Source organism: Rhodoferax sp. (assembly GCF_018063565.1).
In the GTDB taxonomy this organism is placed as follows: domain Bacteria; phylum Pseudomonadota; class Gammaproteobacteria; order Burkholderiales; family Burkholderiaceae_C; genus Rhodoferax.
Genome location: NZ_JAGPBB010000001.1, coordinates 53281 through 66486 on the forward strand (window position 1 = coordinate 53281; position 13206 = coordinate 66486).

A 13206-nucleotide genomic window follows, 5' to 3' on the forward strand; every position below is an offset into this window, starting at 1 on the left:
GCGCCATTGACAGCTTTCCAGCATTCGATGCAGCCATCAATATGCTATATCGAATGCAGCATCCAAATACCACCAGGTATGCGCTAGAGGCTGTTTTTTATAATTTTTCCAGAACTTACTGCTTCACCGCTTCCACCTGCACGACCAGGCGCACATTTTTCGGGAAACCCCAGTCAATGCCGTAGTTCATGCCGTACTGCGTGCGATCCAGTGTGGCTTCAAAATCGCCACCGCACACCTCTCGTTTGAGCATCGGACTGTCGTAGCAGTTGAAGTTGAGTGCTTTGAGTGTCAATGGATGGGTCTTGCCCAGCAGCGTCAAGTTGCCACTCACCTCAGCGACTTTGTCGCCACTGAAGCTGAACTGATCCGCGACAAACTTCATGGTCGGAAACTTCTCGGCATCAAACAGGTCGGCGCTTTGCAGATGTTTGTTGAAGGCGGGTGTGCCGGTATTGATGGAGGTGGTGTCCACCGTCAGGGCCACCTTGCCCGATTTGGCAGCGCGGTCAAATTCCACCGTGCCTTCCTTTTTGTCAAAACGGCCGCGGTTGGTGCTGGTGCCGAAGTGACTGATCTCAAAGCTCACAAAGGTGTGGGTTGGGTCAATCGCATAACTGGCGGCTTGAACCGTCGGGGTGCCGGCAAGCAGGGCCACAGCGGCAAGGGGCAATAGGGTTGAACGCATCAAATACTCCTGAAGGGTTGAAAAAACAAGGGGGGAAATGGCTGACGTGCCGTCACAGTTTGGCGACGCCTGAGAGAGCGAACTTGAAACTCACCTGCACATCGTCGGCCACCATGGAGGTGTCAGCCCAGTCGCCGTCACCAACTTTGAAAGCCAGTCGCTTGATCGGCAGTACGCCGGTGGCGACTGAAATCGCGCCGGACTGGGTCATGGTCACGGGTACCTGGATGGCGTGTGACTGCCCCTTGATGCTGAGCTGGCCGGTCATCTCGAACTTGCCGCCTCCAAGGGCGCGGATGTTACTGGAGCTGAACCTGGCTTGCGGGAACTTCGGCACGTTGAACCAGGGGGCTTTGGGTAACTCGCTGTCCATTTCGGCACTGCCCAGGGTAGCGCTGCCCATGTCCACCGTCAGATCGACCCGGCTGGTCGCCAGTTTGCTGGCGTCAAAGTTGACCTGGGCGTCAAATTTGCGGAAATGACCGCTGACCGGTACACCCATCTGCCGGGCGGTAAAGGCCAGTTCGCTTTGGGCGGGCAGCAACTTTTGCTGGGCGGCGGCGTCCAGACTGGTGGCTGCCACCAGGGCGGCAAGGACGGTGGCTAGAAGGGCTCGGTGTTTCATGGCGGAGTCGGGATAGGTTGAAGAAATGAAAGGGCTGTTTTTAAGGACGCACCGGCAATATCCGCTGCATCAGGCCGTCTCGGTCAACCCAGTGATGTTTCAGCGCGGCGGCGACATGCAGTGCCACCAGACCCATCAATGCGAATGCAGTCCATTGGTGCCAGGGCCTGATCAGTTCGGCCAAAGCCTTGTCAGCTGACAGCAAATCTGGCAGGGGCAGCAGGCCCAACCAGACAATCGGGAACCCGGCCGCCGAGCTGTAGGTCCAGCCAAGCAAAGGTACCGCAAAAAACAGCAGGTACATCAGGTGGTGGGTGGCGTGGTAGGCCTGCGCTTGCCACACCGGCATGGCACCGATCATGGTGGCGGGCAGCGCCGGCGGGCGGTGCGTCAAGCGCCAGAACAGCCTGACCGCCGACAACAGCAGAACCGCCATGCCCGCCCACTTGTGCCAGTTGTAGAGCTTCAATCGCCACGGGGAAAAAGGCAACTCGTGCATATAAATGCCCAGCGCAAACAGGCCGATGATGCCCCCGGCGAGCAGCCAGTGCAAAGCAATGGCCGGTGCGCTGTAGCGCAGCAGCGGGGTGTGTGGGGTGATCAGCGATGCAGACAAAACGGCGCTCCGGTTGGCAGTGAATCAGGACCAGGCCTGATGTGAATGGCGCAAGTTTAGAAAGTGGCAGGTACAAACAGAATCAAGTGAATTGACGGCAAGATTCAAAGTTTTTCAATGCAAAAAGATGGTCAAGGCATCAAGGACAATCGTGCAGAACCCCGCAACCATGCGGGATGCCAGAGAGAGAGGTGGAACTTGAAACTGAGAACACGAATCTTGTTGCTGAGTGCTTTGCTGACCATTGCCACCGGCGTGTTGGCCTGGTGGGTGGCACGCGAGCAGGCGGTCGGTATCGTGTCGCAGTGGGCCATGCGTTACGCAGAAAAGCAGGTGCTTTACGACAAGTTGCGCATGATGCAGCCGATCCTGCGCGAAATCGCGCTGTCGCGTCAGCTTGCCAATTCACCGTTGATCAGGGCCTGGGCACGCCAGCCCGATGATGTCGATTTGACCCGCCGTGCCTTGGTTGAGTTGGAGTCTTTTCGGGCCAACTTTGCCGATCAGAGCTATTTTGTCGGGCTGCACCCGAGCGGCCGCTACTACCACAACAACGCCAAGAACGAGTACATCGACGCCCCATTGCGCTATACGCTGGACGCCAACAAGGCGGCTGACCGTTGGTTTTACGACATCATCACGCAAAACCGCGACATGCACATCAATGTCAACCCCGATCTGCCTTTGGGGGTGACCAAACTGTGGATTGATGTGCTGATCCGTGATGGCAATGACATTCTGGGTGTGGCGGGCACCGGGCTGGACCTGACCAGTTTTATCCGCGAAGTGGTTGAAAACAGCCAACCCGGCATCACCAGCCTGTTTGTGGATCATGTGGGCGCTATCCAGGTGTATCGGGATGAGAAGCTCATCGACTTTGCCAGCATCACCAAGGCGGCCGGTAACCACAAGACGCTGGACATGCTGTTTGAAAGTGATCAGGACCGTCAGGCCGTGCTGGCGGCGATGAAAGAGATCGAGCAGCAACCGACCAAGACGGTCAATCGCGCCGTGCAGATGCATGGTCGACCATTTTTGGTCGGACTGGCTTATCTGCCCGAGATTGACTGGTACGAGGTCACGCTGCTGGATGTCAACACCTTGCTGCCGATGCAGCATTTTGTGGGCATGCTGCTGGTGTTTGCGCTGTCGCTGCTCGCCACTCTGATTGCCTTCAATGTGCTGTTGGGGCGTGTCGTCCTGAAGCCCATTCACCGGCTGGCGCGAGCCATCGAGCAGGTGAAGAGCGACAACTTTTCTCCCCAAGACCTGCCCAGCGGCGGGCAGGACGAGATCGGGCATCTAATGCAATTGTTTTCCGACATGGCGCGACGCGTTTGGACATCGCGTAGCGAGCTTGAAGCGCGCGTGGCCGAGCGCACCGCCGAGCTGCAACAAAGCCAAGCCAGGCTGCAGCACATGGCCCAACACGACAGCTTGACCGGTCTGGCCAACCGCGCCTTGTTTTCCGACCGCTTGCATCAGGCGCTGGCGGCAGCGCGTCGCGACCAGACGCATCTGGCACTGCTGTTTCTGGATCTGGACCATTTCAAACCGGTGAACGACGACTACGGCCATGCCGTTGGTGATGAGTTGCTCAAGGTGGTGGCACAACGCATGCTGGCCTGTGTGCGCGAGTCCGACACCGTGGCCCGTATTGGGGGTGACGAGTTTGTGCTGCTGCTGCGCAGCGTGAGCGACGACCCAGGCCAGACGGCGTTGACGGTGGCGGAAAAGATCCGCGAAGCGCTGGCAAGGGCATTCGACATTGACGGCAAGGCGTTGCACATCTCATGTTCGATTGGTGTTGCCATTTATCCCGAGCACGGGACGGACGACATCACACTGGCCGGTCATGCCGACCAAGCCATGTATCTGGCCAAGCAGGCCGGGCGTAACCGGGTGACGCTATTTCAAAGTGTGACCACCCGATGAGGCTGTGCAGGCGGTCAACGTTCGTTGCGGAAGGTGGTGTGACAGCTTTTGCAGCTCTTTTCCACGGCGTCAACGGCGTTGCGGATGGCAGGTAAATCCGCGCTTGCGGATACTTTGACCAGCTGATTCACGGTTGCCAGGTAGTCGTCCTGGGCCGACTTGAACTCGGCCGGCGACTGCCAGACCGATGCCTTGGCGCGTGTTGGTGGGTAATTGCCGTCCGCCGCAAAGAGTACCCAGGGCTGGCGCGACAACTCTTCAAGTGCCACGGCATTGGCCTGGAATTCTGATTTCACATAGTCCTGACGCTCGCGTGCCACCAGACCCATCGGCTCCAGGGTTTTGGTCATTTGTTTGAAGAGGGCCTGGCGCTTGCTGACCAGTTGTTGCGGGTGAGTGTCTTTGACTTTCTCGGAGCAGGCACCCAGCAGCAGGGCGACCGAGACCAGCGTAAAAGCAAATTTAAAGGTTGGCAGCATGTTGAGATCAAGTGTTGAGGTGCGGGGTGAAGACGCTGTTCCAGAGCTTGAGTACCGCCGCACGTTCGCTGCTCAGTTCGTCAAGCCTGACCTGGGAGGGTGCTTCGTCAAGTCGCGCATGGTGTTGCACCTGCCGCATCGCACGGTAGGCACTGGCCGCCGCATGCCCCACCCCCGGCGGTAGCAGTCCAAGCGCTTCAGCCCGTTCCAGCAGGGCGATGTTGCCTGCATTGGCCAGCAATTCCGGAAAACAGCGCGACTGCGACAGCACCAAAAACTGCATGACAAACTCGGCATCCATCATGCCGCCGTGGCTGTACTTGATGTCAAATACGCCGGGGCGGTCCGGGTGCGACTGTCCGACCCGATCCCGCATGGCACTGATTTCGTTGCGTAATGCGTCGCCTTGCCGCTCTGCAGTGATCACGGCAGTACGAACAGCGTCAAAGCGGCCGCGCAGGTCTGCGTCACCCAGAACGCAGCGCGCGCGTGTCATGGCCTGGTGTTCCCAGGTCCAGGCAGCGTTGGAGCCACGCTGCTGCTGGTAGTTGGCATAGGCGTCGAAGCTGGTGATGAGCAGCCCGGCATTGCCGTTTGGGCGTAACGCCGTGTCGATCTCGTACAAGTCACCTTCACCAGTCTTGACGGTCAGCCAGTTGATCAGTTTGCGCACCAGGTTGGCGTATATCTCGGGTGCACGATCATCGTCGTCGTCAAAGACAAACACCAGATCGAGGTCGCTACCGTATCCGAGTTCCTTGCCACCCAGTTTGCCGTAGGCGATGATGGAAAACCGCGGCTGCTCACGGTGCGCCTTCTTCAGTCGCTGCCAGCACCAGCGGGTGGTGATGCCCAGCACCGCGTCCGCCAGCGCACTGAGGTCGTCGGCCACCTGCTCAACCGTCAATGCGCCTTCGATGTCTCGCGCCAGCGTGCGAAACACTTCGGCATGGTGGGCTCGGCGCAACAGGTTCAGCAACGCCTCGTCATCGTCTTCGCTGGCGTTTTGCAGGGCGCTGCGCCGGTGTTCCAGTTCATTCACAAAGGCACTGGCATCAAATCGTTCGTGCAGCATGTTGGACGCCGCCAACTCATCAATGACGCCCGGATGCAGCAGCAGATAGCGCGCCGGCCAACGCGCGGCACCAAGCAGGCGCAGCAGCCGTTCATGCACATTGGGTCGCTCCAGTAACAGCGCCAGATAACTCTCGCGGCGCAGCAGTGGCTCCATCCAGTCGACCAGACCGACTGCGGCGGCCTCGGTCACCCGATCTTCGCGCACCCATTGCGCGGTGCGCGTCAGCAATCGCATCAGTCGGGCGCGTGCTTCATCACGCAGCGCCAAGACGCGCGGATGCTCGCGCCAGGACTGCAGCCGCTGGCGATACAGCTCACCAAGTTGTGGCAAAAGATCGTCGATGATGGTCACGACGGGTGCTGCTTTGCCGCCCTGGCAGCCTTTGCATTCGGGTTCGGCGCCGCCAAGCAATTTGTCAAATTCCTGCGCCACCAGTTCCCGATGCGCATCCAGCTGGTTAAGCAAATCGGCCACGGAATCCAGCTTCAGCGTGGCAGCGATCCAGCTCAGATCTTCGTCCTGGGTCGGCAATACATGGGTTTGCTGGTCATCGAGGTACTGGATCCGGTGCTCAACCCGGCGCAGAAACACGTAGGCCCGGGCCAATGCCGCAGCGGTGTCGGCCTGCATCAGCCCGGCTTTGACCAGGCGTGGCAGCGCGTTGAGTGTGGCGCGGGTACGCAACTCCGGAAACTGGCCCCCCCGGACCACCTGCAGCAACTGCACGATGAACTCGATCTCACGGATGCCACCGCGCGAGAGTTTCACGTCGTTGGCGCGCTCGGGCCGACCGGCACTGCGTTTGGCGGCGTGGTCACGTATCTGGCGGTGCAGCAGGCGCAGTGAGTCAAAAACGCTGTAGTCAAGGTAGCGCCGGAAGACAAAGGGCATCACAACTTTGCGCAAGGCGCGGGCGCTGCCGTCGGTGACACTGGCGTGCGGGGCGATCACCCGGCTTTTCAGCCAGGCAAAGCGCTCCCACTCCCGCCCCTGGACATGCAGGTACTCCTCAAGCGCGTCCAGCGACACCGCCACCGGACCGGAGTTGCCATTGGGGCGCAGGGCCAGGTCCACCCTGAACACAAAGCCATACTCGGTGGTGTCGCCCACCAGGGTGTAGATGGCGCGCACCGCCTTGGCAAAATACTCCTGGTTGCTGAGTCGCCCACGCCCCTGGGCATCGCCGGTGGTCTCGCCGTCTTCATCGTAGACATAAATCAGGTCAATATCACTCGATACATTGAGCTCCCTGGCACCGAGTTTGCCCATGCCAATCACCCACAACTGGGCACGCTGGCCCAGCCCCGACATGGGTATGCCGTGCGTCCTGTCCAGGTTCGCCAGAACTTCGTCAAGTGCCTGATTGAGGACAAACTCCGCCAGATCGGTCATCACGGCCGTGATCTCGATCATTGAAACCTGTTCGTCACAATCGAGGCACAGCAGGCGCTCCAGCACCAGGGCACGGGCGATGCGCAATGCGCTGGCGCAGTCCTGCCCCCTGTTTCTGAGCGTTTGGAACAGCGCCTGCAAATCTGCCGGTGTGGGTATACCCACAGGCAGCAAGGACAGCTCGGCGTCAAAACGGCGGCGAACTCGCTGTGCAAAGCGGGAGTGAGGTGCCAGACAGGGGCGGGTCATAATTCTGCTCTACCAATTCTTCTATAACGGTGTGTCGCCCATCTCGTCCAAATTGCTGAAAACCTGGTCCACTCTGACCCGCTGGTTATTGTGGGGGGTATTGCTGGGCTGGCTGTTTTTTGCGGTGATCTGGGGCGCGCTTCACTGGCTGATTGTGCCGCGAATCGGGGACTTTCGCCCGCAACTGGAGGCACGCGCCACGCTGGCCTTAGGGGTACCGGTGCGACTGGGTGCCGTTACCGCGCACTCCAACGGGCTGATGCCGTCGTTTGTGCTGAGCAACGTGGCGCTGATCGACCCCCAGGGGCGGGTGGCGCTGAGCCTGGCACGGGTGCTGGTGACGGTGTCGCCGCGCTCCTTGTGGCGAAGGGGATTTGAGCAGATCTACATCGACCAACCCGCACTGGACATCCGGCGCGACCGTGACGGGCGACTGTCGGTTGCCGGATTGAACGTTTCTGGTGCGGGCGGTCCGGACACCGGTGTACTGGACTGGTTTTTTTCACAAGCTGAATTCGTCATTCGCGGCGGTACCTTGCACTGGGTCGATGAGCAAAGGGCGTTGCCACCACTGTCCTTGACCCGGGTGGATCTGGTTTCACGCAACCTGGGCCGGCACCATGACTTTCGTTTCGACGCCACACCACCCGCCGATTGGGGAGCGCGTTTTGAGGTGCAGGCACGTTTGATGCAGCCGCTGCTCACGCGCCGCAATGGCCAGTGGCAGAACTGGGAGGGACGAGCCTTTGCCGATTTCGCGCAGATTGACTTGTCGCAGTTGCAGCGCTACCTTCCCCTGGACTTTGACTTGAGTCGGGGTCGAGGTGCCATGCGCACCTGGCTGGATGTCAAGCGGGGACAAATCAGCAGCGCAACCGTCGATCTCGCCATGGCAGAACTCGCTGTGACTTTGCGTCCGGACCTGCCGGCGCTTGCGCTGCAGCAACTCACTGGACGGATTCAAGGGCAAACCCTGGCTGATGGCTTCGAATTGGCCACAGAGTCGCTGGCGTTTACAACGCAGGATGGTTTGCAATGGACCGGTGACCGTTCACGCGTGCAGCATCGGCGTGGCGACGGGCGAGCGCCCGCGCGCACCCAGATCGAAGCCGATCGGCTGGATCTGGCGACCCTGACCCGCATTGCCGACAGCCTGCCGCTGACGGCACCGCTGCGTGCACAGCTGGCACAACGGGCACCGCAGGGGCAAGTTCGCGCATTCACCGCCAGCTGGGTCGCCAGGGATGCAGAGCCCAGTCAGTTTGCCGCCAAAGGCCAGGTGACCGGGCTGACACTGGCGGCGGTCGGTGATTCACCAGGCGTTCAAGGGTTGGACCTGGATTTCGAGCTGAATGAAAAAGGCGGGGCCGCACGCCTGGCGATGCAGTCAGGCAGCGTCGATGTTCCAACGTATTTTGAGCAAGGCCTGATCCGTGTCGATGAGCTCAGTGCCCATGCGCGCTGGCAGGTGACCGGGGACAGCATGGCGGTGCAGTTGAATGATGTCAAGTTTGCCAACGCCGATACGCAGGGGCAGGCCAGCATCAAGTGGCAGACCAGCGACCCCAAAAAGTCGCCGTCCGGCGCTCGTTTTCCGGGCATACTGGATCTGCAGGCAACACTGAGTCGGGCCGACGGGCGCCAGGTGCATCGTTATTTGCCATTGGTGATCGATCCCCGGGCACGCCGCTATGTACGCGACGCGGTGCAAGGCGGCAGTGCCAGCAAGGTACGGTTTGTCGTGAAAGGCGACATTTACGATATGCCCGCTGCCGACCCCAGGCAAGGGACGTTCCGGATCAGCGCTGATGTGAAAGATGCCCGACTGGCTTACGTGCCGCCTCAGCTTCAGCCGGCCAATGACTTGCCATGGCCGGTGGTGCATACCCTCAGTGGCGAATTGGTGATCGATCGCACCCAGCTCAGTGTCAACCGTGCCAAGGGCTGGCTCGGTGAGGGCCAGACGGTTCAGGTGACCCAGGCCAACGCGTTGATAGCTGACTTGCTCAACGCCGAGGTCAAGGTCGATGCACAGCTCAAGGCACCACTTCCCGTGGCGCTTGGTCTCGTCAATCAAAGCCCGTTGGCCGACCTGACTGGGCAGGTGCTCAAGCGCGCCAGTGCCAACGGGCAGGCGGACTACAGTTTCCGTTTGTCGCTGCCAATCGCCGACATGCAGCAGTCCACGGTTCAGGGCAGTGTGGTGCTGGCGGGAAACGACGTGCAGATCAACCCCGAGTCACCCAGAATCAGCCGGGCACGAGGCAGTGTGAACTTCAGTCATACCGGGTTCTCGCTGGCCGGCATTCAGGCGCGAATGTTCGGCGGCGATGTCCGTCTGGACGGCGGCCTGCAGTTTGTCAACCCCGACCGCGTCAATCCGGCGGTGATTCGGGCCAGCGGAACGGCATCTGCCGAGGGCTTGCAGCAGGCGGTGGAACTGGGTTTTGTGGCCAGATTGGCGAGTCGACTGAGCGGTAGCGCGTCCTATAGTGCGGTGTTGGGTTTGCGCCGCAACGTGCTTGAGCTGCTGGTGACCAGCAATTTGCAGGGGATGGCAGCGCGACTGCCACCGCCCTTGAACAAGGAGGCGCAAAGTCAGCTGCCCCTGCTCTATCAGACCGCCCTGGTGCCAGGTCCTTTGAGCGGCCCGGCCCGGGACAGGTTGCAGGATCGGTTGACGTTGACGCTGGGCAAGCTGGTGCAGGTGACGCTGGAGCGCGACATTTCCGCGGTGCAGCCGGTCATTCTGCGCGGTGCCGCCGAAATCGGCGCCAGTGCGGCGGGTTCGGTGGTGTTGCCGCTGCAAGGCATCAATGCCAACTTGCAGGTGCCGCAGCTGGATGTTGATGCCTGGGCCGATGTGCTCGATCAGCTGGATGCCATACCTGCCGCCGGTGCCAGTGTGCCCCTGGCCAGCAGCCTGGGCCTGTCCTTGCTGCCGAACCAACTGGCACTACAGGCGAACCAGCTGACCTATGGCGCACGCCAATACAACCAGGTGGTGCTTGGTGCCGGACGTGACGGTCCATTGTGGCAAGTCAATGTGGCCGCGGCTGAGCTCAATGGTTACCTGGAATACCGCCAGCCGAGCACTGCCCATGGCATGGACGGGCGGGTCTACGCGCGTCTGGCACACTTGACGCTGGCCCCCAGCATTGCCAGCGAGGTTGAGGCCCTGCTGGACGCCCAGGCCACCAGCGTGCCGGCGCTGGATGTGATCGTGGACGATTTCGAATTGCGCGGTAAGCGACTCGGACGGCTGGAGGTGGAGGCCCTTCACCACACGCTTCCAGGTGCGGTCACGCCCCAATGGCGGCTCAAAAAACTCCAGCTTACACTTCCCGAGGCCAATCTGCTGGCCAGTGGTGACTGGGTCAAGCTTGCAACCCAGGAGCCTGAGAAACCGCCGCGTGTCGGCATCACCCCGCAGCGCCGCATGGTCATGAACTTCAAGCTTGATATTGCAGATGGTGGCAGTCTGCTCGGGCGTCTTGGCATGAAGGACGTGGTGCGCCAGGCCAGTGGTGTGCTGGAGGGGCAAATCGCCTGGATGGGTTCTCCACTGAAGATCGACTACCCGAGCTTGCAGGGCGGTTTTTCGGTGAATGTCCAGGCCGGTCAGTTTTTGCAGGCCGAGCCTGGCATTGCCAAGCTGTTGGGCGTGTTGAGTCTGCAAGCCCTGCCACGACGTTTGACGCTGGACTTTCGGGATGTCTTCAGTCAGGGTTTCAGGTTTGATTTCTTGCGTGGGGACGTGACCGTCGCCAACGGACTCGCGTACACCAACAACCTGCAGATGAAAGGCGTGAATGCCGCCGTCCTGATGGAGGGTAGCGCTGACATTGCCAGGGAAACCCAGGATCTTAAGGTGGTGGTGGTGCCGGAGCTCAATGCCGGAACCGCCACGCTGATCGCCACTGTCATCAACCCGGCAGTCGGCCTGGGTTCTTTTTTGGCCCAGTTGTTTTTGCAGCGACCCCTGATTGAGTCAGCCACACAGGAGTTTCATGTGGATGGTTCCTGGTCGGACCCGCAGGTGCGCAAGGTCCTGCATATCCCCGTTCACAAGAAGGAGAGCTCCCCATGAAAGTCGCCGTGATCCAGATGGTATCGGGTGCGGATGTGTCTGCCAACTTGCAGCAAGCGGCTGAACTGCTTGAGCAAGCCGCCGCCGCAGGTGCCGAGCTGGCTGTACTGCCCGAGTATTTTTGCCTGATCGGCCAGGCTGACGGCGACAAGCTGGCGATCCAGGAGGTTCCCGGTCAAGGGCGTTTGCAACAGTTTTTGTCGGACACCGCCAGACGGCTCGGTCTTTGGCTGGCCGGAGGGACGATACCGCTGATGGCCGGGCATACCGCGCCCGGCGACCCGGCAGCGCGTGTCTACAACAGCGCACTGGTGTACACGCCTCAGGGCGAGCGTGTGGCGCGCTACGACAAGATTCACCTGTTTCGGTTTGACAATGGCCGCGAGCGATATGACGAATCGGAGGTTTTGACGGCGGGCACGACGCCCATTTGTTTTGAACTGCCCTCTCGTGATGGCAACACCTGGCGCATCGGATTGAGTGTCTGTTATGACTTGCGTTTTCCGGAGTTGTACCGCCGCTATGCCGCCATGGGTGCACAGCTGATGCTGGTGCCCAGCGCCTTTACCCATACCACCGGCCAGGACCATTGGGAGGTGTTGCTGCGTGCACGGGCGATTGAAAACCTGGCGTTTGTGGCGGCTGCGGCACAAGGCGGGCTGCACGGCAATCAACGCCGGACCTGGGGTCATGCGATGCTGGTGGATCCTTGGGGCAAGGTCCTGCGACAGCTCAGCCAGGAGCCTGGTGTGGTGATCGATGAACTGGACCTGACCCAGCTGACCGTCTGTCGCAGCCGCTTGCCGGCACTGCAGCACCGCATTTTATGAAGCTGAGAATCGGTCGCTGGCTGGCGGGCCAGGGCGTTGCGCTGCTTCTTTTCGCGTTGGCGTCGTGCACCGTTGTGCCTGAACACTCCCCGGAGCAGTCAATCCCGGCGGTGCCGGTCAGTCGCCCGGTACCCGAGTCCCCTGCGTTGACGATCACTCCCACGGTCGGGATGCAGACTTTGCTACGGACCAAAAGCCAATGGGTCGCAGCCGCCTGGACTGAACTGCCGGGATTCGAGGAAGACGCCTTGTATGAGGCCTGGAACGCCATGCTGAAAAGCTGTGAGCGGCCGGGGCCGATTTTTGCCCCTTTGTGCCCCGAAATCCGCCGTCTGAGCATCGCCGACGAAGCGCTTCAACGTGCCTGGCTGGTGGATCGCCTGCAACCCTACCGTGTTGAAGGTCTGCACGATGCCCGCACGGATGGCTTGCTAACCGCCTATTTTGAGCCAGAGTTTGAGGCACGCCGCACGCCGGATGCCAGTTTCCCGGTGCCGCTGTACCAGCCGCCCGGTGGCCTCAAACCCGGTGCTGCCTGGTACTCACGGCGCGACATGGACACCTTGCCAGAGGTGCAAGCCGCCCTGCGTGGGCGGGAAATTGTCTACCTGGCGGATCCGGTGCAGGCCCTGGTACTACAGATTCAGGGTTCTGGCCGGATTCGGGTCACCGAGGCAGATGGTCGTCAGCAACTGGTGCGACTGGCCTACGCCGGGCACAACGGGCACACCTATCAGAGTATCGGCCGCTGGTTGCTGGACCAGGGTGAGGTGCGTGACGCCTCTTGGCCGGGCATTCGTGCCTGGCTGTACCAGAACCCGCAACGGCAGAGTGAACTGCTGTGGCAAAACCCGAGGGTGGTGTTTTTCAGGGAGGAGCCGCTCAATGACTTTGATGCCGCCTTTGGTCCGCGCGGCGCGCAAGGTGTGCCGCTGACGCCAGGGCGATCGATTGCGGTGGATCCCCAGAGCATTCCCTATGGCACCCCGGTCTGGCTGTCTTCGCAAGGCACCCTCCGTCTACAGCGCCTGGTGGTGGCACAGGACACGGGCAGTGCCATCCTCGGGCCAATACGGGCGGACTACTTCGTCGGCTGGGGTGCGCAAGCTGGCGAGCTGGCCGGGCGCTTGAAACAATCGTTGCAACTGTGGGTTCTTTGGCCCAAGGGTGCCGGATGAAGTTACCATTCACCTTGGCGAAAAAGATGTTTGTCAAATAGCGAGA

The 13206-nt window shown here is 60.7% G+C and carries 9 protein-coding genes; 4 read left to right on the forward strand and 5 right to left on the reverse strand.

Going from position 1 to position 13206, the window contains the following annotated elements; genetic code table 11:
- Positions 1 to 115: 115 nt before the first annotated feature.
- Genes KBF66_RS00240 through KBF66_RS00250 form a run of 3 tightly spaced genes read right to left on the reverse strand, consistent with a single transcriptional unit; the run spans position 116 to position 1929 of the window.
- Positions 116 to 688: a YceI family protein gene (locus KBF66_RS00240; RefSeq protein ID WP_296650006.1), complete on the reverse strand. Its 573-nt coding sequence runs from the start codon at positions 686 to 688 to the stop codon at positions 116 to 118.
- A gap of 52 nt (positions 689 to 740) precedes the next feature.
- Complete coding sequence (locus KBF66_RS00245; RefSeq protein WP_296650011.1) at positions 741 to 1313, reverse strand: YceI family protein; 573 nt, start codon at positions 1311 to 1313, stop codon at positions 741 to 743.
- A 40-nt stretch (positions 1314 to 1353) separates the two neighbouring features.
- Entirely contained in the window at positions 1354 to 1929 is a 576-nt protein-coding gene (locus KBF66_RS00250) for a cytochrome b (RefSeq protein WP_296650068.1), read from the reverse strand.
- 198 nt (positions 1930 to 2127) lie between these two features.
- On the opposite strand from KBF66_RS00250, the gene KBF66_RS00255 reads away from it, so the two are divergent.
- Positions 2128 to 3864, forward strand: a complete 1737-nt coding sequence (locus KBF66_RS00255; RefSeq protein ID WP_296650073.1) for a diguanylate cyclase — start codon at positions 2128 to 2130, stop codon at positions 3862 to 3864.
- Between the two features lie 14 nt (positions 3865 to 3878).
- On the opposite strand, the gene KBF66_RS00260 is transcribed toward KBF66_RS00255, so the two are convergent.
- Both KBF66_RS00260 and glnE read right to left on the reverse strand, forming a co-directional pair.
- A complete protein-coding gene (locus KBF66_RS00260; protein ID WP_296650078.1) occupies positions 3879 to 4343 on the reverse strand; it encodes a cytochrome c in 465 nt (154 codons plus the stop codon).
- 7 nt (positions 4344 to 4350) lie between these two features.
- Positions 4351 to 7062, reverse strand: coding sequence for a bifunctional [glutamate--ammonia ligase]-adenylyl-L-tyrosine phosphorylase/[glutamate--ammonia-ligase] adenylyltransferase (gene glnE / locus KBF66_RS00265; RefSeq protein ID WP_296650083.1), 2712 nt, complete (start codon positions 7060 to 7062; stop codon positions 4351 to 4353).
- A gap of 52 nt (positions 7063 to 7114) precedes the next feature.
- Between glnE and KBF66_RS00270 the strand changes: the two genes are divergently transcribed.
- The 3 genes from KBF66_RS00270 to KBF66_RS00280 are packed head-to-tail and all read left to right on the forward strand — an operon-like array spanning position 7115 to position 13160.
- The gene (locus KBF66_RS00270) at positions 7115 to 11152 is read left to right on the forward strand and encodes a YhdP family protein (protein ID WP_296650089.1); all 4038 of its coding nucleotides are present in this window, start codon (positions 7115 to 7117) and stop codon (positions 11150 to 11152) included.
- Positions 11149 to 11982: a carbon-nitrogen hydrolase family protein gene (locus KBF66_RS00275; protein WP_296650092.1), complete on the forward strand. Its 834-nt coding sequence runs from the start codon at positions 11149 to 11151 to the stop codon at positions 11980 to 11982. Before KBF66_RS00270 ends, KBF66_RS00275 begins: the two co-directional genes overlap by 4 nt.
- Positions 11979 to 13160: an MltA domain-containing protein gene (locus KBF66_RS00280; protein ID WP_296650096.1), complete on the forward strand. Its 1182-nt coding sequence runs from the start codon at positions 11979 to 11981 to the stop codon at positions 13158 to 13160. The genes KBF66_RS00275 and KBF66_RS00280 overlap by 4 nt, the downstream gene beginning before the upstream one ends.
- Positions 13161 to 13206: the final 46 nt, after the last annotated feature.

Excerpts from the sequence above, each read along its gene's own strand:
- KBF66_RS00240 (WP_296650006.1), bottom strand. The coding sequence starts at position 688 with ATGCGTTCAACCCTATTGCCCCTTGCCGCTGTGGCCCTGCTTGCCGGC.
- KBF66_RS00245 (WP_296650011.1), bottom strand. The coding sequence starts at position 1,313 with ATGAAACACCGAGCCCTTCTAGCCACCGTCCTTGCCGCCCTGGTGGCA.
- KBF66_RS00260 (WP_296650078.1), bottom strand. The coding sequence starts at position 4,343 with ATGCTGCCAACCTTTAAATTTGCTTTTACGCTGGTCTCGGTCGCCCTG.
- glnE (WP_296650083.1), bottom strand. The coding sequence starts at position 7,062 with ATGACCCGCCCCTGTCTGGCACCTCACTCCCGCTTTGCACAGCGAGTT.
- KBF66_RS00275 (WP_296650092.1), top strand. The coding sequence starts at position 11,149 with ATGAAAGTCGCCGTGATCCAGATGGTATCGGGTGCGGATGTGTCTGCC.
- KBF66_RS00280 (WP_296650096.1), top strand. The coding sequence starts at position 11,979 with ATGAAGCTGAGAATCGGTCGCTGGCTGGCGGGCCAGGGCGTTGCGCTG.